Raw genomic sequence first — 24,333 nt, forward strand, 5'->3', positions numbered from 1 at the left:
AACAAACAACCCTTTCAATATCCTGGAACATCCTCACATCATGGAGCCGAATGAAAAACAGCTGGAAAAAATCGGACTTCTCAATGAATTTATTGCATCTTATAATATTTTGAAAGTCTATGAGAAGGATGATAAGATTATACTCAATTCATCAACCGCATCAGGTCAGTACTTTTTAGCCCTTTTAGGAGGGATGAAGGATAAAGAAAGGTTTATGGTTTCTTTTTTGGACAGTGGCAATAACATAATCGAAACCAAAATCATGTCTGAAGGAAGTATCGGACAGGCACCAGTTTATCCGCGAGAAATATTAAAATATGCTCTTGCCTGCGATTGTAACGCTATAATTTTAGCCCATAACCATCCCGGAGGCTCACAAAATTTCTCTATGGAAGATAAAACATTGACACAGAGAATAGTTGATATTTTTCATCCGCTTGGGATTAAGGTTTTGGATCATATTATTGTTGCCGATACAAGTTATACTTCTATGGCAGAGAAAGGAATTCTTCCCTATCAGAGTAAAGGTGCAGCTAATTATGAAGAAATCTTATTAGATCCAATAACTGCGAAAGAAAAGCGTAATAAATTTCTGAATATACACTCACGGTAAAAAAAGCGCTACTTCGTCAGAAATTAAGCGATTATGAATATCAGGCTCTTTCTTGTATCCGATAGGATTAAAGGTGGAGAGATATTCACTATTTGTCCATACTTTGATGGAGGAACGGATTTTCCAGAAATTATTGCGACTGTAAGCATGATTAAGGCAACAACGCAATAATTTCTCCTCCCCCCCTTTATAAAATGTTTCGGCTTTTTTTAATGTTTCCCTACATTTTTCATACTACAGATATGAGGTAATGTTGCGTTATAACTTATATATTGACAGATTTCGTTTAAACGAATACAATTTTTTTGTATAATTCTTCCTGGAGGGTTAGCATGAGCAAATTTGTTACAGTATCGCATATTGCTGAGAAATGGGGAGTTACCGAAAGATATGTTCAAATTCTTTGCAAGCAAGGACGTATAGATGGAGTGGTTAAGTTCGGTAATTCATGGGCTATACCCGAGAAGGCAGAAAAACCTATAAAATTAAAAACCGGTTTTAAAGGAAGAAGACCAGAGTAAGAATCTATGTATATAGCATTTAGTTTCATAATAAGTATCGCTCTCTTGTTTCTTGAAGATGTGATTTACTGGGGGATCATATGGATATAAAATATCAAATATTCATTAGCTCAACTTATACTGACTTGAAAGAGGCACGTGAAAGAATTACAAAGGCAATCCTAAGTTCGTATCATATTCCTATAGGTATGGAAATGTTTAACGCAGGGGATGACGAACAATGGGAAGTTATAAAGAAAACCATTGATGTATCGGATTATTACGTACTCATAATTGGGCATCGATATGGTAGCTTAACTGACGAAGGTATCAGTTATACTGAAAAAGAATACAGGTATGCTAAAGAAAAAGGAATCCCAATACATGTCTTTATCAGAAAAGATAATGTAGCAACAAAACCTGAAGAAAGGGAAGAAAACCCTGACTCAATCCCAAAACTTAAAGCCTTCAGAGAGGAAGCCAGCACCGGGAGAATAGTTGATTTCTGGGAGGATATTTCAGAATTAGAAAGTAAAGTACTTTTATCTTTATTTAAAGCCATCAATACAAAGAAAGGAATAGGCTGGATAAGAGCAGACAAGGTTAATATTGCTGCAATGTCAGATGAAATTCTAAAACTTAGTAAAGAGAATCATGATCTTAGGAATGAAGTAAAACGTCTTGAAAGCATGATTAAGTCACGAAGTCCCAAAATAGATGTTAGAATAAATGATGATAAGGTGCTGAATTTTGAGTTAATAAGAAGAAATGATTACAAACTATATGAGCCGCTTAAATATGAAGAATTACCTGAAGAAATATCTAAATATATACAAGCTGATGAAATAGATGAATATAATGCTCAATTAAGCAGGATTCATGAATTGAATAAGTATAATGATGCGATTAGTTCAATTAAGTATATAAAGGATAACCAGAGAAAACCTACCATCACTATTATTAATAACGGAACTGGAAAAGCCAACGATATTGATATAGTCATTGAGCTTCCTGATAGTCTTGTAATTATGGAAGAAAAAAATTTAAATTTTAACTTGGATGAAATTGCAAAGCCGGAAGGATTACCTAAACATCCTTATGATTTGGCTAAAGAGAGACGACAGAAAGAAATGCTAAAACTACATCCTGAGTTAAAAGCTGTAACGAATCTTAGTAAAATAGCGAATGCATTTCTTATAAATGAACCATTTGGAAGTGCATTTGATTTAAGTGCTATAGCAAGCAGTATGGGTAACCTTAGTATTCATCAGTCGTTATCAGTATTGGATAAAGAAAACATAATTGAGATACGCATTAACGATTTGCTTCATACAAACGAAGTAGTATTTGATGATGAAGATTTTGTAATCGTTCCCAAAAAATCAGGGAGCTATGAAATTAAGGTATCAGTTATATGTGAAGAATATGAAACAAGAGATGAGTTTTTTATACCTGTTATCATTGAAGAAACTGTAAAATATTTCGATGTAGAGAATTATTTATAAATGCTATAACTGTTAGATAAAGGTTAGGAGAAATGGTATCGGCATAATAAATACTAATCAAGACTTATTTAACAGGGGTTGTTTAGTTTTGAGGTGATTAATATTAATGAAAAAAATAAAGCAAATATTAAAAATACTAATATGTTTATTTGTTATTACCTTGGTTGTGATTCTGTTATCATTACAGCCAGCGGTATCGTTTTATTTGTCAAATAAATCAGATAATAAAGCCATAATAATAGGGGTAATTTTAGTGATTTTCACAACATCCTCTATTACGCTATTTTTTGATAGAAAGGCCATAACAGAATATATAAAAGAACAAATGAGAAAGGTGAAGGGAAATTTTATCTGGAGGCCATCAGTTCCAATAAAAAATAATAAAACAACAATTCAACTAATAAAAAATTATCCCAGGGATTATAAAATGGACTTTCATAATTTTAATATAAATGGAACAGTTGAAGGTGTAGAGGCCTTTAAGCAAGCTGTTATTAAATTTGTTAATACTCCAAAAAACAAATATAAAATATACGAAGGTACAAATTATGGTACTGAACATTCTTTGTTTACAGTTAATAGTAGTGAAGAGTTCACCCGCCAAGCAAATAGTTTAGCTGAACAGATTGTTAATTATTACGGTGAATGGATTGATAAAATATATTGCATTAAAAAGAATGGGAACTGCCTAATTATTGAAATGAAAGTTTACGGAATGGCTGAATCATTATGTATTGATATACCGAACTTAGGTAAAAGTAAGGAGTGATAGGTTTTTGAATACTGAGTTAATTATACATATTGAATGGGATGGACCTTTTAAATTGGACCAATTATCAGAACTTAATAATACAGATATTGTCTTTGGAATATATCAAATATATGGATCACATCCCATTTATGGCGCTGATGTACTTTTATATATCGGCAAAGCTGACAGACAAACATTTTCCCAAAGGATTTCTCAAGAAGAATGGATATATAATTGTGATTCAAAAAGTGTAAAAATATATATAGGTAGACTTGCTGGCAGCAAGACACCAGGAGCCAATAGATGGTCTTTAGAAATCGAGTTAGCAGAAAAATTACTTATTTATGCTCATTCACCAGCAAGAAATACACAAAATTTAAATTCAATACCTGACACGGCTGCCCGTGACGTTCACATTTTAAATTGGGGTAATTATCGAAATTTGTTGCCGGAAGTGTCCGGAGCCAGGTATACATCAAAATATGACAACATAAAAAATTATGAAATTTATGGTGCACACAAAAAGCTTAAAAAATCTCAATAATTAAGCATTTCAGGGGCTTAAATTCCGATTTTAATAACTGTATACTTGAAAAGGCACTTATCTTCTGGTTCATAAGGCATCCAACTTACTTTATAGGCCCCTTTTAAAGAAATTGGATTTTCACGATTTTTCTTTGTTCCGGCACCTGCATTTTCTTTCCAACATCGGTTTCCTGCAAGAACTGCGCCCTCATGGATACGAAACTCATCATCTACAGGAGGGTTAACGGTTCCGGATCTTATTGATTTATTCCAATAACCGGCATCATTAGTCATCATAATTGCATATGCATCATCTACGGGATATAGATTGCTTTCAATCAATCTTTCCAGGCGCTGTATATCACTTAAAAAATCATAGCGTCCAACATCTTGTGCAGAGTGGTTTTTTAAATATAGATGATCTCCGTTGATTGTAATATTAATGAGCTTCGTTTTGTACTTTAGTTCGATCGGTATCATTCTTCCTTGGTCGAAAACTACAATATCGATATGCATATTTACATCAAATAGCCAAGGGATGTATTCTAACCGAACTGTAGCATCCGGATATAATTCTTTGATTTTCCAAGCAAAAGCAAATTGAAAATCTGCCTCGGATACATATATTCTTTTCTCACTTAAAAGCTGCTCCAGCACAAAATTAATATCCATCAATGACCCCCTACATCCTTAACAGTTTTATATAGCATAGCATATTCACATTTCTTGGCTCCCATATCCATAAGGCTTTTAAGAGATATTGTTTTTTTCGTTGGAGCTGCATTATTCAATGCAGTTGTTGACAAAACATAGAATTCCCATTGAGATATGTCAAGCGGATTAAGGGTTTCTTGATCTTTGTGACATAATACACAAAACACATATACGTCGGATTGCCGCTTTTTTACTGTATCATATTTATTTGTGATACTGTTCCATCCGTAGGTTGGTTGAATGCCAAAACTGATTTTTGATAAACTTTGTTGATTCCAAGATTGTAGATAGGCGGAAGTTTTAACTTCTATGCGAATACCTTCCTTGGAAAGCAAATCATACTTGTTCCACGAAATACTAACATCCTGGGTAATGTTAAGAGCCATGGCGACTATGTATTCCGCCAATTTACCTCTTTCGGTATTTCCAACAAGATCAGAGTATGCCCAAGACCAAAAATCCCTGAGTGTATAGGTATTATCGCCCGCGTTCAAGAATTGTTCATTGCCAGACTTTTTCCTTGTTTCAATTGCAGGATATTTACATTCGTTCTTCACTGTTTTATTTTCCATACTTTTCTTCCTTCGCTATATCTCTCTATTTTACTAAGAATGAAGTTAACGCCGGAATAAACGGAGAAAAAATTGTCATATGGTTGGCGACAGATTGTATAAAGGCGTTATATTTCTGACTGAATGTTGGCTTACCTACTGCTGTACGCATCTCTTCAATTGAAGATATTATCTCATCTCTATTTTTTAGCGAAGCTGCCAGCTGTTTCAGCGTCTCAAAAAGTTGCTCATCGTTTTCTGACAGAGTATAGTTGACTGAGTTGTCAATTGAATGTATGTTAATCTTCCCGCTTTCATTATGAATGTTATAAGTCTGTGTGATATTTCTCGGCACAGGTTTACGATATGCAGACACTTTTTCCACTTTAATCTGGTAATGATCAGGAATATCAAACATTCCTTTGTGAAATCCCCTATCAATTACTATAAATTGTTCCTTACTGCCAGTGGGTAGAGTTCTTTCAATAATATCCTCTTCTTCAACAGGTACTGTTGCATCGTCAATAAATATCTTTTTGCTTTCGACAAGGGCCTCAATATTTTCGTAAACTTCACCGTTCTTTTTTAGAAGCTTAACTTTTTCGGTAGGAAAGCTGCCTAATATATTGCTCATAAGTAAAAATCCTCCTCACATCCATACTACTTTGACGACAATGTATTTATTAGCTAAACAACCAAGGCCTCTTCTTAAAACGTACCAGCCTTCGAATTGAATTTTCTATTTCAACACCATGCGGTGGTGGCTCAACAGTTCCACTAACTCTTTTTATTGAATGGTCAGAATGACGAATTTGAACATCCCAAGACCAACCGTCACAGACAGGAACGCTGTAATCATTCAACCATTCATTGATCTTTACTTCATCAGACAAAAATTCAAAGAATGCTTCACATTGTTGTTTATCTATAATGTACTCGTACTCCTTAACTGCAGCCACAGATAATCCATTAAATAAACAATGCTTAATCTTTCCTGTCCTATAAACAGTAGTTACATGACAGGTAATTTCCTCAGCGGTATGCATCCCGCAGGAGTAGTTTTTTATTGTAATTGATGTTATATGGCTCATAATTTTGCCTCCTTTAATCCCACATCAAAACTCCAATCGTCCTACCTTGATTAAGCTTGCTATTACCGCATTGAGGGCACTGCCAATCAATGATTTTGTTGTTTGTGTAAAATAACTGAATCTCTCCATCTTCCATAGTTACTTTAGCCCTATGTAATAAATGTTTGCATTTGGTACATTTATACTCTGGTTCATAGGAGCCACCATCGTAAAGAATGCAAAAATAGAAACGCTCATAAAGCTCATTACAGTGAGGGCAATAATATATTTCATGTCCATAATCATCAGTAGGAGTTGCAAATTGCTCGTTTAGTAACGAAAAAGCCTGTTCCTTAATCTTCTTGCTTTTTACAAGCGAATCAAGGAGCGGTTTTTCGTCATCAATATAGGAACCATCAAATACTGTAGATGGACTGTACATCATGCCGATACCCAGATGAAAAGATTTACTATACTCACATTTGGTGCAATGCAAATTAATAACTTGTCCCATGTCAACCTCCTTTACAGAAAGTTCTTTCGATACCACTCATGTAGATCGGTAGTTGTTTGTATAACTTTTGCTATTTCTGCACCATTACAAACGAATCTATAATAACTATCTCTGAAGTCTTCAATGGTACATATTTTGAACTGCCACTCTCCAGCAAAGGTATGGTCAGAAATCCAAGTAAAACTGTCTTTCGTCTCCACACCAAGTTTGCCTGTAATTTCATGGCCCCTGTCTGGAGGCGATAAGAAGCGCAGATTGCCTTTGTGAATATGTACATCCATAACTAAATTCTGAAAATCCTCATTATGTGGAAACTTCACAGCATAAACAGCTCGTTGATCAATCAAGCTATCATCTCCCATTCGATAAATTATTGTAAAACAGCATCGGTCTTGAACAATTCATCTAAAGCATGGTTGTCGGTTATGGCACGTACCTTATTTCTTGTAGAAGCTTTAGACATATCAAGCCTATAATAATGATATACTCCATCAGGCCCCTTAATTTTTCTTATAAGCTGTATCCTTCCGAATGATGCCCAGTGATTTTCTGCGAATTTTGCAAGTCCTTTTGCTTTTTCACAATTATCACTTCGGCTTGGGTCATGCGGCTCAAGAATATCAAAAACATATCCATGTTCGTCTTTTCTAACCACAATTAGATCAGGGTACATAGGCGCAACTACACCGGCCTTTTCGTAAGGAACTTCAAGGGACCATGATTTCCGGTCAAGATTTCTTAACCAGGCAACAGCCCCCCGGGCCAATTCTTCAGATAATACTTCGCTTTCCCAAGTGTTTAAGTTTATTTTAAATTGGCCGTTGTCATCAACAAATAGGTGCTTTTCGTAAGTAGCTGCATCTGCCGACAATGAAAAATCTATAACATTAGGGAGCTGCCAAGGAACAGCAACAGGTTTTTCAGACGAGAAAAGGAGCTTGTCATATACACTTCTGCGGGCTTCCTTAAGCTGGGAAATAGCTCTCTTATTTGCTTCGTATAATTTGTCAAATTCATTTTCAGCAAATTCATTGAGCCTTTTCATTGCTTCAACATCATTCACCATGACTATTACTTCTACTTTAACCTCAACATGGTCTCTTGTTCTATGCTTTATCCAATATGCCATATGAAGCCCATCGCCAAGGATTTTCCCGGCGCGGTTAAACAAATTGTTAATGTCGAATTCTGTAACAATATACTTGTTTGCTGATTCCATAACATAGGCGTTTTCACCAAAATCAAATGTCAAAGCTTTCATGTCAAATCCGGTTATTGATTTTGCCTTTTTGTCATAGGCTCCATCAGATTTGAGTCGAGCTATTTCCTCATCCATTTTTTCAACAATAGCATTTTGAACATTGCGCTGGGTGTCAATATCAATTGCATCCTGTGTAAGAGCACGAGACAATGCAGACAGGCGCTTTAATGGTTGCTGCTTCCTTGCGGCATCTATCTTATATGTAATCAGATTATTCATCGAAGAAAAAACATCTGCAAAATCAGGATTTCGCTTTAAGGAAACAAGCTCTTTTGAAGTACCCGTTTCGGCTGGTACAATATCTTCGCTTTTGTTTAGGGCTTCGATGACAGATGAAACCGTTTCCTCATCGTAATAGGGCAGAAACAGGCTAACATTGTTGAGCTCCGCATTAGATTGTATCCTTCTTGCCAGCGGCGTCCTCACCATTCTACCCAAAAGCTGAGCAATATATGTGTAATCCTGAGCGCTCCGGAAGGACATCATCACTTCGGCGCGAGGGCAGTCCCATCCTGTTGACAGGTTCATCTTGAAGAAAACAATATTGATTTCTTCATTTTCCTCTATCCGGGAGGCCTCTACACGTGGAATGTTGATCCCGCAAAGATTTATGGTGTTTTGATCGTTGAAGGTATGAACGACTTCACCATCAATCAGTTTTCTTCCCAGTGTTTCTTCAAGCATTTCTAAGCAGGCTTGCATATCAGTTCTGGTATATGTACTGTCATTCCCGTCCTCAACTTGAACTACTAAAATGGGTTTAACAAGCTTTTCATTTTCCTGCTCGCAGTAATTTTTCCAATGTTCTTTCTTTTGCATCCAATTTTCTACTGCGCTTTTAAACATAGTCATATCCGCATTTATCGCAATATCTGGATAATGGATGATGACCCTGTCTTTAAGCAGACCGGATTCGCGGACATCTTCGGGTCTGACAATAACTTTATGAACTGTGGAGGATGTGTCCGCTAAAAGCTTTTGGAAACGCTGTGGCGTAGCAGTGATGCCAATAACCAGCGGCATTTGGCAAAGCCCGTCTTCCGCACTGCCTAATAAAAATTTCTGCATGATGGATTGTGCTGTGCTTTCAGCCCGAGGACTTGAGTACATTCCCCTATGGGCTTCATCAATAACAACATAAAAGCTTTTGGGAATGGCCTTAGCCGTATTGGTCAGTGTCTCCCAAATGGTATATTGGCGGGCATCGGACTTCTGTGTCAGCAATTTATCGGCGCCGAGCTTTTGCGTATTCAGGAAATAGATATTTCCACCTTCAAAATATTTCGCATCGTAATTTGAATCAATTGTGATAAGCTGCCTCACTCTGATTTTATCCGATTTGCTCTCTATTTTAAGTCGTGTCTGTTCATTCAATTCAGGCATATCTGACAGCCATATGATTACAGCGTCAGGCTGACTTTCAAAGTTTGCAGAACCAAAGAAAATATCTTCAAATAGGGAAGTCATGACGATTGTCTTACCTGAACCGGTCGGTGCAGAAAAAGAAATCACTTGAGGATCGCCATCATCCATCAATAAGTGTGCTTTAGCTATTTTTGACTTTAATTCTTCAAGAGCGTCCTCCTGGAAAGGAAAAAGTGTGTCACGCATATTTAAATCCTCCTGCCGTTAATAACGAAATTATCGATATAATCCCTGTAAAGCTGGGTAATATTCTTCACGTCAAAGTGGGAGGCCATCTCCCTGAATGCTTCTTCTGAATTTGTGACGATGAAAACATGAGAAATATTTTTCCTTACAGAAACCTGCTTAACAAATTCCGCAAAATGCGTTTCATCTATAAGGACAGCAAAGTTGCTTGAGTTAGGGATTAATATTGCCGGTAACTCTACATCTTCCTTCAGCTCCGGCCGTTCCCCCACGGCTCCAGCTTTCAGCCAAAGCATTGGCAAAATCTCACGAAATTGCTGACCGAGCGCCACGCTGTTTTTATCCAGAAAACCAAGCTTAAAGTACTCAACGTTTGCTTTAAAACCCTCGCTCATCGGCTTTTTAACATCTTCAAGCACGGTGATGTTTCCAAGCAATTGTTCGATTCTTTCTTTTATCTCATTGAACAGCGCATTATTCCGTGTCACAATATAAAACTCCGAAATGTGATCCTGCTCCTCCAATGCGGAAAGCCATTCTTCGTAAGCCAAATCGTCGAAAAGGATTGAAGCAGGGTGTTTGTCTGAAACTATGTATTTAGAATCAGCTTAGACTAATGATTGCGGCAATTTATCCTTTCCAAGCAGTGAAACCAGTTGTTTCTTGTTCTTAACTGAACTTAATTCATCAATTGAAGTAAAACCAATCTGAAAAAAAGAACGTGCAATTTCTTTTTTAGACTTTTTATTAGTTAAATATTCGCCTTCAATAACTGAACCATCATCACGTTTTCCCAAAATTGAGAATTTGATTCTCGGCCAAGTCACGGACTGACAAATACCTTTTTGTTCCCAAAGCATATCTCCTGGATATAGTCCCTGTCTGCTGAGTTCTTTTGCTTCATCTTCTGAAACTTCATTGTTGGTAACAAGAATACACCTGCGCTTACCGTTGTCTTCTTCGTTCAGCAAATTCACGGCATGCAAGGTTGTCCCACTACCAGCAAAAAAGTCAACAATTAAGGCATTTGGGTTGTTTCTAACTACTGCTGCAATTGAATCCCGCACAGCATATAAAGACTTTGGGAAAGTGAACGCCCTTGACTGTCCAATAATATTTGAAACCAAGTCTGAACCATATGCCCCTGCATCGTGAGTGCTCCTATGCCATACGGTTTTTATTTGTCTTTCTTGTGTACTTGCGTATTCTACATCTACCACATTTCTCTGCCTATCGTAACCTATTATTTTTAACTCACCCGTCTCAATTTGACGTTGAGGTTTCTGACTTAAGTACGAAATTCCCCAGGTTTTTCTTTTTTCATCATATTTTCCTAAAGCAACGTAACCTTTTGAAATTAATGCGTTAAGTGTAGTGTTACTAACTCCCCAGTTACCTTCAGAAAGATCACTTCTAATAGGCCAAGCAACATTATAACCATCAATTTTCATATCTAAGTCTGGCGTTTCACCATATGGTAATGTTTCTCCAGCTCTAATAACGCGTTTGTTAACCGGATCGACTAATACAGGATAAAACTGATTTTTACTATCCTCTCTACGAGCATTTGTTCCCGACCGTAAGAGGCCTTTCCAACGCGGCTTGTTTGAAGTAGTTTTAGGTCCTAATAATGGATCATCTCCCCCATGTACATAAGCATTGGGCATAAAACAATAAATAGCATATTCCTCTACGCGTGAGAATCTGCCTTGTGTAACACCTTTCGGGTTTATTACAATTGTAACGATTTGTATAAATGCTTCGGGGAAAACCTGCTGTAACAGTATTCTTAAATGATGTAACTCATGTTCATCAATAGTTACAATTAATACCCCGGTATTAGGATTAAGGATACGACGTGCAATTTTTAAACGCCGCTGCATCATTGAAAGCCATTTGCTGTGCCGCCAATTGTCGCTACTATCTACATAATCGTTATTATACTTCCAGTCACGGGCTCCTGTATTATATGGCGGATCTATATAAATGCAGTCCACCTGCTTGGGATAGAGGTATTCCAGCAACTGGAGCGCATGGTAATTATCCGCTTCAATTAATGTGTGCCAAAGTGAATCGTCATCTGCATTTTTTACTCTGTCCATCGGGATTAATGTTGGAAAAATTGGTTCACCAAATTGGGCTATTACAACCAAATCTTCAACGGAAATATCTGACTTTTCCCCATTTGCTTTATTGATGCAAGTAGCAATGCCATCTTTTATGTCTGCAACAAAATATATATCCTCTATTTTTTTACCTTTCCGGGAAACAAAATGTCCTTTTTTTATGCTTACATTGTATAAAGGTGTGCATTCGGGTATATGTTCTTCAAATACAAGACCGAATTTCTTGTTGCTGCTAATTCGCTCCACTTCCTGAGCTAATCTGTCCCTAAGAGCCTTATCTTCAATTTGCTTTATTAAATCATTAATTGCAGCCATCTTTCATCCCCCATTGCCTTCATTATGAATAAAACACTATTATACTCCGCGATTCAGCTTTATTGGTCATTTACAATCTCCATAATATCCGAGATATCACAATTAAGGGCTTTACATATTTTAACAAGAATATCGGTATTGACATTTTCGTTTTTACCAAGCTTAGCCATAGAGGCCGTACTAATACCAGCAGCTTCACGCAGATCTTTCTTTTTCATATCTTTATCAATTAACAATTTCCAGAGTTTTTTATAACTAACGGCCATGATATCACCCCGTATAGGTTTATAGTCCATGTATAAAATATAGCATAAAATTAGATTTTGTACAAAAAAAATTTGCAATCGCAAATATTATTTGTTGCTAAAGTAGATAATCGATATATGCTCATATATTGATTATATTGATTATCTTGAACTGATAAAAGTAAGCTATATAGCAAGCTTTGACAAATTTCAACATGGCTAATGATGTATAATAATTACATAGTTCGAAAAAAATCGATAAAGGCAAACTTGTTGAAAGACAAGGACGCAAAGCCTCGGGTCTAAAGCGGTTTACCGCTATGATGGCCGGGTTGCCGGAACTAAGCTGCTTTAGGCTCATTGGTGTTTTTTAACATCAGTGAGCCTTTATGTATACAACCTGAATTACTAATAGTGAGGACTTCGAGCCATTATGACTATGATTTGCCGGAAAGGTGTTTGCAAGTTTGCCAAGGAATCCTGAAAGGAAGTGGTGAGTTTGTTACCGGTTAAAGTTGTAATGGCTGATGATGAACATGGAGTAATGCTGTTACTCTGCTCGATTCTTAGTAAACTTGAAGGGGCTCTGGTTATAGGAACAGCAGATAATGCTAAAGATGCAATAACACTTGTAAGAGAGCATAACCCGGATTTAGTTTTTCTGGATATTGAGATTCCTGATATGAAAGGAATAGAGTTAGCTGAGAGGCTGAGAGAAATAAAGCCGGATTTAGCAATAGTATTTATAACCGCACATCAGAAATACTCTCTTGATGCATTCAAACTGTATGCTTCTGATTACATATTAAAGTCGATTGATGAAGAAAGAGTAAAATCTACTTTCCGGCGTATCTATAAGATGCTAGAGATATCAAAAAAGAGTAATGCTTCTTCATATACGGAGACAAGCAGAATTTCAATTAACCTAGGCGATGAACGAGTCTTTATAAAACCGAATGAAATTTTTTATATAGAAAGGTCTGGACGTCACACCCTTATTTCCTGTACCAATGGGAAATATAAAACCCGGCAAACCCTGCAGGAACTGGAGAAGCACTTAGGGAAGATGTTTTTCCGCTCCCATAAATCTTTCATTATAAACACTGATCGGATTGAAAAGATAGTCTCTTTTCCCAATTTATCGTATTATGAGGTAAAATTTAATAATTGTAATGACAAGGCTTTACTTAGCCGTGATCACATGTCTGAGCTTATGAAGTATTCAGACTATAATGTATAGGGGGTGCTGAAATGGATTTTATACCGTTAATCCCCTTCTTAGGTGTGTCTGTTCCTGAAAGTCTGGTTTTGTATTATATAGTACTGGCATTAACGAAGAAAAAGGAGTCGCCGCTTGTAGTAATAATTCTTTCAGTACTGACTTCGTTATTCTCATTCAGTATCCGGACAATGCCAGTGCGTTTTGGTATCCATACCATATCACAAGTAGTACTTATGACTATATTTTTGAACCTCTTTTTCGGATTGCGCTGGCATATTTCAGCAGTTGTAATGGTACTTTCAAGTGTGCTTTTGGGATTGGCGGAGGGAATCTCCGTTCCTCTTCTGGCTTGGATTTTTAATTTTAATCTTGAACAAATCATCTCTGATCCTTTGCTAAGAATACTTTTTACTTTGCCACATTTGATTTTACTTGCAGTATTAGCGTATATCATCAGAAAACGAGGATGGCGGTTACCGTTAATGTCGGAAAAATTGGGAATAAAAAATGAGTCTGACAAAAGAACAACAAAGCAATTCATTAGGCAAAATTGTCTTTTGGCATTATGCCTGGTACAAGCTTTAATGCTTGTTCTATTAAATCTTAGTTTTCATGCTTACAATTCAGGTGTTTATCCCAGTTTTACACTGAAAACCCTAGTAGAAGTTGGTAGCATTGTTTTATTGATTTCTGTTCTAGCTACGATATTTGTATCCGGATATCTGCTAAAAGTCATAGAACGCGATGCAAAATTGGAAACAGAAATTCATTATGCCAGAGAGAGACACAATTTACATTTACGATTGCAGGTTGAGCGTCATGATTTTTACAACCATCTTACTGCTATTTATGGATATATAAAGGCTTGTCATTTCGACCAGGCAGAAACCTATATCGCAAATCTGTATCATACTATCTGCAGTATAGGAAGCCTCCTGAAAATTGAACCTCCGGAATTAGCGGCTATTATAAGTACAAAACATGAGAAAGCAAAAATCAATGGAACCAAATTTTACTGGCATGTAAAAATACAAGACAGTTCTATTCCACTTTCACCGGAGGATCTTACTCAATTAACCGGTAACCTTCTGGATAATGCTTTAGATGCAGTAAAAACGAATGATTCCCCTCGAGTAGACTTAGTTCTAGTATGCAATAAGCTAGGTCTGGAATTAAAGGTATCCAATAACGGCAGTCCCATCCCTCAAAATGTCAGGCAGAATATTTTTACTGCAGGATATACGACTAAAAGCACTAAACAGCATAGCGGTCTTGGCCTATATATAATTAAACAGATTATAGATCGCTATGACGGACAATTAGAGTTGAAAGAGCCTGAAAACTATTCCGGTGTGGAATTTGTGATTTATATTCCTTGGAATAAGTAATTGTTATAACAGTTCTGGTAAAAACATACAATTTATATTTATTACGTTTGGGAAGCATCAAATACTTATTATAGCATGTCTTCGTGTATCACGGACATGGAGTATGTAGGCATAATAGAATGGTCGAATAAAAGTACAAAGAATTTCAGGTTAGAATTAAAGTGCGTTTTATGTTCCTTCGAGTTATTGCTGTGTCTAGGGGGATAAATCTTTACGTAGTTGGCAAGTATTGTGTTATAATAAACATTATTATGATTCTTGAAGTTACACTACATTGATATAAGGAGGACTTTGATTGGAAGAATACCGGAAGCTGGGTCTGCTGATTGCATATTATCTCTCTAAGTATGACAGAGAGGGCTTAAAGCGGCTGGGGTATAATAATTTTACACAAGCCTATGATGACATTGGTAACAAATTAAATGTTAAGCCAAATACTGTAAAGAACTGGCGGGATGAATTCGACCCTCTACATGGGAATGACCGTCACGGCTGGTACCAAAGAGAACTCAGACCAAGTAGATTAGAGGTTGTTGAAAAATATAAATATATAAGTGAAGACGCATTTACACAAATAGTAAGAGAGATTCTAAGTACCCAGCACATTACAGAGAAATTCAAATTTGTAGAGATCATATCAGGCACTATTGGCGACAAAAAGCAGGCGTCAACTAAGGAATATACTAGTTCAGGGCTAACTGGAAAAAGAGCAGAAGAAATATTCTTAGATAAATTTTCTCGTGGTGAAATCAATGGTTTTTCTGGTAATTTGATTGATACGCGTAACGATGGATGTGGTTATGACTTTAAACTCGATTCCTCTTCTTATGTGTTTGAAGTTAAAGGTTTAGCAGGATGTAATGGTGGGATTAGATTTACTGATAAAGAATGGGCTACTGCAAAAAAATTGAAAGGTAATTACATTTTGGTACTGGTTTCCAATATTCAAGACAAACCAACTATTAAGATGATCATTGACCCTTATTCAAGATTAAGTGCGAACAAACAAACATATACAACTATAGCAGTTGAATGGCATGTTAATAGTAATCAATTAGTAGATGATGAATAATTTAAAGCATCAAGGAATGGGGTGTTGTAATTGTCTATTTCTCTGGGGCAGCTTCTGACTTCTCAAAACCCTTTAGACTTTAAAAACTTTTTTTTGTGTAGGAAACATACTCGGCTGGAAGGTCTTATTGTAGAATTCGAAACAGAACAGACGTTAATGAAAGGTTTTATAAAAAATAAGTGGCGAATTATAGATGCTCTTGTACTGAGAGGAATTGTGAAAGGAGAAAGAAATTCACATTTCATTATTTTACCAAGAAACAAATCAAGGGAAACACTGGACGATATAATTGCACTTGGATCGGAGTTAAAAAAAACAAAACAACAAGTCAGGTCGTTAAAAGTAACTGAGAAGGGTGTATACTTACGAAATATTGAAGGAGAAGAGGACATCGAACTTATTCCAGACCCACAAAATAATAAAAGCATGACTGAGGATAACAGGGTTTTAGCTATGTTCTGGGGGTTCGCTATCCATACTCCAAAAAAGTTTTGCGAGTTTGCCAGAGATATATTACTTAAAGACTGCTTTATTCAACCTTATTTTAATGCGGGTTTATGGGATCTTGATAAATTCCTGATTTCACCAGGCAGGAGTAGAATAATCTACATCGAGACGAAGCACAAGTATCCTTTTAAGAGGAAAAATGGTGATTTAAACTTCGGTATGAATAAAGGAGAAGTTGAAACTCTTAATTTACTTAAGAAAACGGATATTAGCTGTTGGCATACTATTTTACTTAAACCACAGTGGGAGAAAGATATTTCATCTACATATCTGTTTTATAATAGAGAGGCTCGCGAGAAGACACTCTGGCTGGCAGCTGATATGAAGTCTGATGATTTTATTGTGAATTCCCAAAAGAAACCTTTTATTGCCAGTAAAGAAACCTCAATAAATAATAGTTCAAGTCTGAAATATTTTGAACTTAATTCATCAAGTTTTTATGTAGTAGGAAAAAATAGTCTTACCTCGGAAGAATTATCAGAGAACTTCTATAATATTATCTGTAATCCTGCTGGGAAATATCAGAAGGTTACAAAGCAATGCTTGCTGGATAATAGAATCTCTAAATAAAATAACTGCTTTACTTATGTGGTCAGTAATGCCAAAAACCATGCTAATGTGTTTAACACATTAGCATGGTTTTTGGGAAAGGTTCTGGAATAGTTGACAAAAAATCAAGGCAATTGGTATTCTTTAATATCATGTCTGTATACGGAGAAAATTTTATTCAAAGATAGCATAATTATTTATCTCAGCGAAGGTATTAAAGAGGGCTTTCCAAGTGTTTCCCTTCATAGACTCCTTCGGGATATTATCTTCAATCAGACGGCATTTACAGTTTACTTTATGCATGAATGCTTAGAGACGTCAGTTTTCTAATTTTTACAAGTCTAAAATTTTATTTCCACGAATTTTCTCTTTCTTTCATGTATTTATAATACAACTTCGCTTTAATGATGATCCTTTAGTAAGGGAATTATCATATCTGCAATTCTTTCAAAAACCGGAACGACAACCGAATTTCCAAATTGTTTGTATGCCCGTGTATCTGAAACCGGAATTTTGAAAGAATCATCAAAACCCATGAGGCGTGCACATTCTCGCGGAGTAAGTCTTCTGGGATTTTTATCTGGCCCTTGGTAAACAAGTATCTCCGAACCATCTTTGTAATATCGGGCTGATAATGTTCTTGCAATAGAGTCTTCATCTACAAGACCAAATCCAAAACCGTTTCCTTTTGCTTGGTGCTTTTCTGCATACCGCTGGAGATAATCCCAGAGACTGTCAGAGAGGGTATATTTTTCATGAACACAATTATTAGCATAATCAAAATATTTATCACCGTCATGGGGGAGAAATGGTTCGGTACCATCAGTTTTGTGCAAAATGCTATTCATTTTGATAATACCTTTTTCAGGAAGTTTTAAATTATCCCATGAGAAGTTGACATTTTCTAAAAAGCCAATAATTACAATACGCTCACGGTGTTGGGGAACGAAATGCTGGCCATCTATAACCTTTGAATACACATTGTACTTTAGATCATTTTGAAGAACATCCATAATTACCCTGAAAGTTCTTCCTTTATCATGTGAATACAGATTCTTTACGTTTTCAAGCACAAATACCTTTGGCCTTTTTGCATTAATAATACGTGCGACATCAAAAAATAAGGTTCCTTGTGCTTTATCCTTAAAGCCATGTGACCTCCCAAGGGAATTCTTCTTGGAAACTCCTGCGATAGAAAATGGCTGACAAGGAAAACCAGCAAGTAGGACATCATGATTCGGTATATCGTGTTCTTTTATTTTAGTAATATCTCCTGCAATAGGTTCATCGGATGGATAATTAACTGCATAAGTCCTTTGAGCATATGTATCCCATTCACTTGTAAAAACACACTTACCGCCTTTCGCTTCGAACGGCCTCCGAATCCCGCCAATCCCTGCAAATAAGTCGATAAATGTAAATGACTGGGGAGTGTCTGAATGTGGAATAATATCATCAAGCATTTTCGTAAGTTGAGGGACTATATATTGCTTTGGTTTGCATTCGCCTTTTAACCAACGTCTGACTGTAGATTCATTAACCCCAACTTCCTTGGCAATCTGAGCTTTTGATTTATACTGGCTAAGAGTTTCAATTAGATTAAGTGCATCCATTATTATTACCTCCACTGGGAATTATATATGCATTATGCACGAAAAATTCCTTTTTGTCAATACCAAATGGTAATACTTTCTTGACAAAACATTTAGCTGATGATAGTTTTAGCTTAACACCAATTATTTTTAATTACAGAAAAGGAGGCTAAGATTTGTTCGATGGAAAAGATACATTAGTACGTTTTATGACAGAACATGGTGCTGACAGGATTCTATTCAAATGTCTTGCTGAAAATGATAACAGTAAACAACAGATCTACTTTGGAGGCAGCTTTGAAGCACTGAATCAGATACCTTTCGGAGAGGTTTATCCTGATAACATTAATGGAAAAGTACCGAACTATAAAGCAGCGGTACAATTCTACTGGATAAGTTATGAAGGACAAATAGAATGTGCTCCCAAGGCACAGCTGATTCTATACCCCAAGTATCCGGAAGTACGGCTTTCAGGTTTCTTACAATATTGCAGTATTGCGCCAAGAGAACATCTTCAGCCTGTTCCACCCGGAGAACGTCGGTATAACAATGGGAAAGATGGAAGAGTTCTTGTTATGGGGATTTGTAGAGATGGCAAAATTCTTGCTTATCTTGTTCCGGCTGGATCATCTTTATCTGATGAACTAACTTCAATTGCTGATAATTCAAGTATATTTACATGCATTGAAATCGGATCGAGGTTCGCTAAAAAGGTATCTATATTGACCAAAATACAGGAAATTCAGAACAAAGGCTGGATATCAGGCAAAAGAATGAATTCTCAAGGGAAAATTGTTCCTTATAACGCACCTAATGCAGGGGGTTATACATTTGAAGCATGTATGGGGATTATTCCAAATGGGAGAGCAGAGCCGGACTGGATGGGATGGGAATTAAAAGCATTTACCAGTAACAGAATTACACTAATGACGCCCGAACCAGATGCAGGATACTATGGTGTGCACGGAGTTGGAAGTTTTGTGCAGAGATTTGGACACGCCAGAGAACAAGGAGATTTATATTTTACTGGTATCCATAAATGTGGGAGCACAAATGCCAGAACAGGGATGAGCATGATCCTTTACGGTTATAATGAAGAAACGAAGCGCATTATAAATGTTGCCGGAGGTTTGGTATTATTGGACTCGTATGGAGAACCTGCAGCAGTTTGGACGTTTGCTAAACTTATTGAGCATTGGGGTAAAAAACATGCTCATGCGGTATATATTCCATATCAAAAACGTATTATGAACGGAGAATACCAATACAGATATGTAAACCCTGTTAAGGTAGGAGAAGGAACTGATTTCAACAAATTCCTGAATGCATTTAATAATGGAGTCGTTTTTTATGATCCTGCAAACAAGCTCTTTATAAACAACAAGGGTAATTTTCAAATCAAGGCTCGTAACCAATTCAGGATGATGGCTAATGATTTAAATGTGCTATATGATAATTTTTCAAATGAAACCTTGACTTTAATACTATAGACAATACCGAGGTAGGAAACCATGGACATTCATTCAAAAGATATTCGCAGCTATAATATGTCGATGATTAAAAGCAGGAATACAAAACCAGAAGGTATAGTCAGGACTTTTTTGTTTTCCAATGGTTTTCGGTACAGAAAGAATGATAAAAAACTCCCAGGTTGTCCTGATATTGTATTACCTAAGTATAAAACGGTGGTTTTCATCAATGGCTGCTTCTGGCATGTTCATGAAAACTGTAAGTATTTTGCTTGGCCATCCTCTAATGCCGAATTCTGGAAGGAGAAATTAAGAAAGAATAAGCAGCGTGACGAAGAAAATGTTAAGAAGTTGGCAAATATGGGCTGGAAAGTAATAATTGTCTGGGAATGTGAACTTAAAAAGCCTGTTAGGAATGAGCGTCTGGAAAAATTGTTGAATGAAATCAATCCTGACTACATCTAGAATTTTCATTGAATCTTGCTTTATAATAATGGGGCTTTTGCCATTCTCAATAATACCACAAACAAAAGAGTAATCCGGGAACATATTTATGGCGGGATATATTTTTAAAGTTGTAAGTATTTACAAGTAGTGACTCTATATGAAATAATAGATGCAAAATGTAGCTATAAAATTTGCTGTAAGGAGGTTATGTTAATGGCGTTTGAAAGCTTATCATATAGGTACACGTATAATATTTCTAATTTTCCACAAAGGTGGCTGCCGTTAATACATTTGTATGATCCCGATCTTCCATTGTTTCCAATATACTACTTCCATGTACTTCCAGAAGGTTTGACACAAGGGGTACGTCCAACTGATACTCAAAGAGCATTTGGCTATGTGGAGAAAGTAAATTTAAATGATGATGGAAGTATTGATGCGACTATTGTTACAAACAAGGATTTAACAAATCCAATAAATAGAAATTTTATTAATCCTGTACAACGGGTAATTAAAGAAAGATTTGGTATACAAAACCCGGTTTTACCGGTAGATATACAGAATGCTTTTACTGCGCCTTTTACAAATGCAAATAATGTATTGTTTGAGATTTGGCAGCGGGTTGTATCAAATGCATATGGTGATATCCTTCCATTTGGACGACTATGGGATGAGGTACTTGGATTAGTTAGATTTGTTTCAAGTTGGTATTCATCAGGAGGCAGAAAGGGTGAATTAATTCAAACTCATTATTTTGTATCTAAATTTGGTGTCAAGATACAATCCGCTGGAGGTATTCCTCAGGTAGATTTCTATTTGTTACCTACAATAGGTGAGCTTACTGATTCCAGTAATCCATTAACAAGCTTTCCCTGGTTTGCAAAACTTGTTAATATAGCTCGTATCTTTCAATCAAATTATTGTACACAGATTAATATTGGAGGGATGAATTTATCAAAATTTAATAATCCAACTGGACGTCAGTTTAACACGGAAGGTATACTTTCTATACTGCAAAGTAATAATATTCCTTTCGATCATAGGCCGCAAGCGATCGAATGTTATAACACCTTTGATAAGGGACCCATGAGGACGGTAATTTTTTTGATGATGCTTGATGACATACGGAATAGACGGTATGACCCAAGTGTTTTGAATTCATCACAATGTGGCTCAATATATGACGGCTTAAAACGTGCTAGTGCTTATCAATCTCCTAAAGTTATACAAATTTATGCGCAACAGAGTTTTGGCAATGCATCAGCAATGCCTGTAGATACTTGGATTGACACATTTTTTAAGTGGCCATTAAACATATATCCAACGGGGAGATCTGGTAATAAGTATGGTCGAATATTTTCTCATTCTCAAAACTTGGGTAAAGTAGAACGATTACTCTGGGTTGCAGGACAAGCGCGTAAAGTTCATTCTTCAGCGTGTAATGATGCCTTGTGGTGCTTAAAATATTCGTCTGAAGGTAAACCCAGAGGAGCCAATCCATTAGCATGTAATATTTGTATTGAAAGTATTAGGAATAGCTGCCCAGCATATATGAATATAAGGAACAGAAGGGTCTGCTTTAATACGCCTGGTTTAATTACAGGAACAGATTTTCTGATAACAACAAGCTCCAACAATAATACTACCCCCAACCAGTCCTTTACAAGTTGTCAGGGCAATAGCATTTATGAATATACTATGGATGACTTTTCACCTGCTGATTCTCCAAATGGATTTACACCATATCCAGCACCGGGTCATAATGGAAGTATAATAACAGTTGAACAATTTGTTCAAATTTACTAGGTAATTAAAGGAGAGGAAGGTTAGGTTTTCTTCTTCTCCTCTCAATTATAAGATTTAACATATAAATTCAAAATCAGTGGTTAAATTATTTATCGGATTTTTGGTTAGAATGTCCACAAAATATATATTCTTCAGCCTGATTTTTACGTATTTCATTATTCTCAGAATCTTTCCAATTCAATATTCAACATTTATTGCAATAAGTAATAAAAATATGTACACTTAATGATGAGTATTTAATGACATAATAAAGCTAGGGGGGACAGTAATGGTATATTCATCGATTTTAATGAAAAAATATAATAAATGTGGGGAAAAAACCAAGTTATTATTTGATAATCTTATTGAACAAAGCTCAAAATATTGCAGTAGTCATTCATCAGTTAACATGAAAGAATACCATTATCGTCTTCAAAAAGAGTATCCGAATGCTAAAGGAAGGAAAACTCAGAACTTTTGTGTGTATACACTTACTCCTTTTCGAAATGGAGTTACAATTCATTTAAGGACAGATGGAAAGAGTGTTTCCAGTAAAGTTCTTAATCTTGATGTTATTAGTGAGTGTTCTTATCTTACAGGTAAAGAGTGGGTGAAATTTGGAGTTAAAAGTGAAGAAGATTTAGATGAGACAATTAAACTAATTGAAAAAATATATAAATCTAAGGAGTAGTAGCAATGGCCTTTTACCTTAAGTATCATCACGCTTTTATGGGTAAATTCATTCACTAAGATGAAATTTTTTGTACTCCAGTTACTTAAATTGAACGAAAACACATAAAGAGTATCAATTTCGACAATTAAAGAAAGTGTAGAAAAGTGGGATTAGAAAAAAGGTCGTATGGCTTCCTCTGAAGATGCTTTAAAAATATCATATCAGTAAGTGATAATCATATGAAATCAGAATTATTCTTTATATTGCTTAATAAAGATAACAAAAATATTGAAAACCAGTAAATAGACATAAATCAATATAATTTGACAATATGATATGAAAATTATTGACATATATTAACAATAATGTTAATATATTGATATATTATTACAGTTATGGGGGTTAATTTACATGAAGTGCACAGGTATAGTAAGAAAAGTTGATGAACTAGGAAGGGTAGTATTGCCGATTGAATTACGGCGAACACTCGAAATCAATGAAAGGGACTCACTTGAGATATTCGTTGATGGATCAACAATAATACTTAAGAAATATGAACCTGCTTGTATCTTTTGTGGCGAAGCTTATAAAATAACTGATTATAAGGGGAAAAACATTTGTTCAAGTTGTATGCAAGATCTAAAAAAGTAAAACTTAATTTACAATAGATAAAATGTGGGGGAACGGTCCAATGATACTGTATCAATTTACTGAGGTTAATAAAGCACTAATTCCGACAAACAGCATACAGTTCAAAAGGTAAATTAGACTTAAGATGCCTTCTTTGTGAAAACAGGAAGGTTCTTTATTTTTTTACTGAGACACTAATGAAGAATAATAAAGTTTAGTTATATTGAATTGATAAAACAATGGTTTTCAGATTTTTTATAGTTTACACGAAACAATATGGCATAAGTAATATTGGTACACTTCTGTTAAGCAAAATTGCATTTTGTCCATATTGAAAATATAAAATATAGAAACTTCATCATAGAATATATAACCTTGTCAATCACCATAAACAATAGCATTTTTTTGGGAAATACAACGATTCAAACAACAATTCATACGTGTTAAGTCGCTATTTCAACAGGTTGCGCAATTACCCTAGGAAATATATGGAATAGGTGATACTATGGAGCCAGAGGTGACATAGATGAATGAAATTTCAATTCATAAAATTGGACAAGCATTAGGAACATATGTGGCAAAAAAAGTTTCCAGAGCAGATCAGACAGAAGTTCTGTCTTTCGGTGCAGAGATTTTGGTAGGCAGTATTATTAAATTGTGTATTCTTTTTTCCTTTGCTTTCATCATGGATATTACTG

At 35.8% G+C, this 24,333-nt stretch carries 24 protein-coding genes, 1 pseudogene and 1 riboswitch; of the genes and pseudogenes, 15 read left to right on the forward strand and 10 right to left on the reverse strand.

Going from position 1 to position 24,333, the window contains the following annotated elements; all coding sequences use genetic code 11:
- From GXX20_04930 to GXX20_04950, 5 genes are all read left to right on the forward strand, one after another.
- A partial coding sequence (locus GXX20_04930) for a DNA repair protein (protein ID HHW31008.1) occupies positions 1–613 on the forward strand: 613 nt, incomplete at its 5' end.
- Positions 614–945: 332 nt separating this feature from the next.
- Positions 946–1,134: a helix-turn-helix domain-containing protein gene (locus GXX20_04935; GenBank protein HHW31009.1), complete on the forward strand. Its 189-nt coding sequence runs from the start codon at positions 946–948 to the stop codon at positions 1,132–1,134.
- An 80-nt stretch (positions 1,135–1,214) separates the two neighbouring features.
- The gene (locus GXX20_04940; protein ID HHW31010.1) at positions 1,215–2,618 is read left to right on the forward strand and encodes a DUF4062 domain-containing protein; all 1,404 of its coding nucleotides are present in this window, start codon (positions 1,215–1,217) and stop codon (positions 2,616–2,618) included.
- 106 nt (positions 2,619–2,724) lie between these two features.
- Positions 2,725–3,387: a DUF2634 domain-containing protein gene (locus GXX20_04945; GenBank protein ID HHW31011.1), complete on the forward strand. Its 663-nt coding sequence runs from the start codon at positions 2,725–2,727 to the stop codon at positions 3,385–3,387.
- Positions 3,388–3,394: 7 nt separating this feature from the next.
- A complete protein-coding gene (locus GXX20_04950) occupies positions 3,395–3,913 on the forward strand; it encodes a hypothetical protein (GenBank protein HHW31012.1) in 519 nt (172 codons plus the stop codon).
- 17 nt (positions 3,914–3,930) lie between these two features.
- Here the strand turns inward: GXX20_04950 and GXX20_04955 are convergent, their stop codons facing one another.
- The 9 genes and pseudogenes from GXX20_04955 to GXX20_04995 form a co-directional block, all read right to left on the reverse strand.
- Positions 3,931–4,566 carry a hypothetical protein gene (locus tag GXX20_04955; GenBank protein ID HHW31013.1) on the reverse strand — a complete coding sequence of 212 codons (636 nt, stop codon included), beginning with the start codon at positions 4,564–4,566 and terminating at the stop codon, positions 3,931–3,933.
- Positions 4,566–5,180, reverse strand: coding sequence for a hypothetical protein (locus GXX20_04960; protein HHW31014.1), 615 nt, complete (start codon positions 5,178–5,180; stop codon positions 4,566–4,568). Before GXX20_04960 ends, GXX20_04955 begins: the two co-directional genes overlap by 1 nt.
- Positions 5,181–5,205: 25 nt before the next feature.
- Complete coding sequence (locus GXX20_04965; GenBank protein ID HHW31015.1) at positions 5,206–5,793, reverse strand: hypothetical protein; 588 nt, start codon at positions 5,791–5,793, stop codon at positions 5,206–5,208.
- A 49-nt stretch (positions 5,794–5,842) separates the two neighbouring features.
- Positions 5,843–6,250 carry a hypothetical protein gene (locus GXX20_04970; protein HHW31016.1) on the reverse strand — a complete coding sequence of 136 codons (408 nt, stop codon included), beginning with the start codon at positions 6,248–6,250 and terminating at the stop codon, positions 5,843–5,845.
- 13 nt (positions 6,251–6,263) lie between these two features.
- The gene (locus GXX20_04975; GenBank protein HHW31017.1) at positions 6,264–6,743 is read right to left on the reverse strand and encodes a hypothetical protein; all 480 of its coding nucleotides are present in this window, start codon (positions 6,741–6,743) and stop codon (positions 6,264–6,266) included.
- Positions 6,744–6,754: 11 nt separating this feature from the next.
- Positions 6,755–7,090 (reverse strand): hypothetical protein, encoded by a 336-nt coding sequence (locus GXX20_04980; GenBank protein ID HHW31018.1) that lies wholly within the window; start codon positions 7,088–7,090, stop codon positions 6,755–6,757.
- 23 nt (positions 7,091–7,113) lie between these two features.
- The gene (locus GXX20_04985; protein HHW31019.1) at positions 7,114–9,615 is read right to left on the reverse strand and encodes a DEAD/DEAH box helicase family protein; all 2,502 of its coding nucleotides are present in this window, start codon (positions 9,613–9,615) and stop codon (positions 7,114–7,116) included.
- A 2-nt stretch (positions 9,616–9,617) separates the two neighbouring features.
- Positions 9,618–12,056, reverse strand: a pseudogene (locus GXX20_04990) (site-specific DNA-methyltransferase).
- A 59-nt stretch (positions 12,057–12,115) separates the two neighbouring features.
- Positions 12,116–12,322, reverse strand: coding sequence for a helix-turn-helix transcriptional regulator (locus GXX20_04995; protein ID HHW31020.1), 207 nt, complete (start codon positions 12,320–12,322; stop codon positions 12,116–12,118).
- A 232-nt stretch (positions 12,323–12,554) separates the two neighbouring features.
- Positions 12,555–12,641, forward strand: a riboswitch (cyclic di-GMP riboswitch).
- A 159-nt stretch (positions 12,642–12,800) separates the two neighbouring features.
- Here GXX20_04995 and GXX20_05000 point away from each other — a divergent pair.
- From GXX20_05000 to GXX20_05015, 4 genes are all read left to right on the forward strand, one after another.
- A complete protein-coding gene (locus tag GXX20_05000; GenBank protein ID HHW31021.1) occupies positions 12,801–13,541 on the forward strand; it encodes a response regulator transcription factor in 741 nt (246 codons plus the stop codon).
- Between the two features lie 11 nt (positions 13,542–13,552).
- Positions 13,553–14,911 carry a GHKL domain-containing protein gene (locus tag GXX20_05005; GenBank protein HHW31022.1) on the forward strand — a complete coding sequence of 453 codons (1,359 nt, stop codon included), beginning with the start codon at positions 13,553–13,555 and terminating at the stop codon, positions 14,909–14,911.
- 295 nt (positions 14,912–15,206) lie between these two features.
- Complete coding sequence (locus tag GXX20_05010; GenBank protein HHW31023.1) at positions 15,207–15,983, forward strand: DUF3883 domain-containing protein; 777 nt, start codon at positions 15,207–15,209, stop codon at positions 15,981–15,983.
- Positions 15,984–16,013: 30 nt separating this feature from the next.
- Positions 16,014–17,060 (forward strand): hypothetical protein, encoded by a 1,047-nt coding sequence (locus tag GXX20_05015; protein HHW31024.1) that lies wholly within the window; start codon positions 16,014–16,016, stop codon positions 17,058–17,060.
- Positions 17,061–17,440: 380 nt separating this feature from the next.
- Here the strand turns inward: GXX20_05015 and dcm are convergent, their stop codons facing one another.
- A complete protein-coding gene (gene dcm, locus GXX20_05020; GenBank protein ID HHW31025.1) occupies positions 17,441–18,652 on the reverse strand; it encodes a DNA (cytosine-5-)-methyltransferase in 1,212 nt (403 codons plus the stop codon).
- Between the two features lie 155 nt (positions 18,653–18,807).
- On the opposite strand from dcm, the gene GXX20_05025 reads away from it, so the two are divergent.
- The 6 genes from GXX20_05025 to GXX20_05050 all read left to right on the forward strand — a co-directional run.
- Positions 18,808–20,121: a hypothetical protein gene (locus tag GXX20_05025; protein ID HHW31026.1), complete on the forward strand. Its 1,314-nt coding sequence runs from the start codon at positions 18,808–18,810 to the stop codon at positions 20,119–20,121.
- A 21-nt stretch (positions 20,122–20,142) separates the two neighbouring features.
- Positions 20,143–20,565 (forward strand): DNA mismatch endonuclease Vsr, encoded by a 423-nt coding sequence (vsr, locus tag GXX20_05030; protein ID HHW31027.1) that lies wholly within the window; start codon positions 20,143–20,145, stop codon positions 20,563–20,565.
- Positions 20,566–20,760: 195 nt separating this feature from the next.
- A complete protein-coding gene (locus tag GXX20_05035) occupies positions 20,761–22,353 on the forward strand; it encodes a hypothetical protein (GenBank protein HHW31028.1) in 1,593 nt (530 codons plus the stop codon).
- Between the two features lie 268 nt (positions 22,354–22,621).
- Positions 22,622–23,023, forward strand: coding sequence for a hypothetical protein (locus GXX20_05040; protein HHW31029.1), 402 nt, complete (start codon positions 22,622–22,624; stop codon positions 23,021–23,023).
- A 393-nt stretch (positions 23,024–23,416) separates the two neighbouring features.
- Positions 23,417–23,656: an AbrB/MazE/SpoVT family DNA-binding domain-containing protein gene (locus GXX20_05045; GenBank protein ID HHW31030.1), complete on the forward strand. Its 240-nt coding sequence runs from the start codon at positions 23,417–23,419 to the stop codon at positions 23,654–23,656.
- 505 nt (positions 23,657–24,161) lie between these two features.
- On the forward strand, positions 24,162–24,333 hold a 172-nt coding region (locus GXX20_05050; protein ID HHW31031.1), incomplete at its 3' end, for an accessory regulator AgrB.

Source organism: Clostridiaceae bacterium (genome assembly GCA_012840395.1).
Classification (GTDB): domain Bacteria; phylum Bacillota; class Clostridia; order Acetivibrionales; family DULL01; genus DULL01.

Bases quoted from the DNA above. Each gene is read 5' to 3' on its own strand.
- GXX20_04935 (HHW31009.1), top strand. From the start codon at position 946: ATGAGCAAATTTGTTACAGTATCGCATATTGCTGAGAAATGGGGAGTT.
- GXX20_04940 (HHW31010.1), top strand. From the start codon at position 1,215: ATGGATATAAAATATCAAATATTCATTAGCTCAACTTATACTGACTTG.
- GXX20_04945 (HHW31011.1), top strand. From the start codon at position 2,725: ATGAAAAAAATAAAGCAAATATTAAAAATACTAATATGTTTATTTGTT.
- GXX20_04955 (HHW31013.1), bottom strand. From the start codon at position 4,566: ATGGATATTAATTTTGTGCTGGAGCAGCTTTTAAGTGAGAAAAGAATA.
- GXX20_04960 (HHW31014.1), bottom strand. From the start codon at position 5,180: ATGGAAAATAAAACAGTGAAGAACGAATGTAAATATCCTGCAATTGAA.
- GXX20_04965 (HHW31015.1), bottom strand. From the start codon at position 5,793: ATGAGCAATATATTAGGCAGCTTTCCTACCGAAAAAGTTAAGCTTCTA.
- GXX20_04970 (HHW31016.1), bottom strand. From the start codon at position 6,250: ATGAGCCATATAACATCAATTACAATAAAAAACTACTCCTGCGGGATG.
- GXX20_04975 (HHW31017.1), bottom strand. From the start codon at position 6,743: ATGGGACAAGTTATTAATTTGCATTGCACCAAATGTGAGTATAGTAAA.
- GXX20_04985 (HHW31019.1), bottom strand. From the start codon at position 9,615: ATGCGTGACACACTTTTTCCTTTCCAGGAGGACGCTCTTGAAGAATTA.
- GXX20_04995 (HHW31020.1), bottom strand. From the start codon at position 12,322: ATGGCCGTTAGTTATAAAAAACTCTGGAAATTGTTAATTGATAAAGAT.
- GXX20_05005 (HHW31022.1), top strand. From the start codon at position 13,553: ATGGATTTTATACCGTTAATCCCCTTCTTAGGTGTGTCTGTTCCTGAA.
- dcm (HHW31025.1), bottom strand. From the start codon at position 18,652: ATGGATGCACTTAATCTAATTGAAACTCTTAGCCAGTATAAATCAAAA.
- vsr (HHW31027.1), top strand. From the start codon at position 20,143: ATGGACATTCATTCAAAAGATATTCGCAGCTATAATATGTCGATGATT.
- GXX20_05035 (HHW31028.1), top strand. From the start codon at position 20,761: ATGGCGTTTGAAAGCTTATCATATAGGTACACGTATAATATTTCTAAT.
- GXX20_05040 (HHW31029.1), top strand. From the start codon at position 22,622: ATGGTATATTCATCGATTTTAATGAAAAAATATAATAAATGTGGGGAA.
- GXX20_05045 (HHW31030.1), top strand. From the start codon at position 23,417: ATGAAGTGCACAGGTATAGTAAGAAAAGTTGATGAACTAGGAAGGGTA.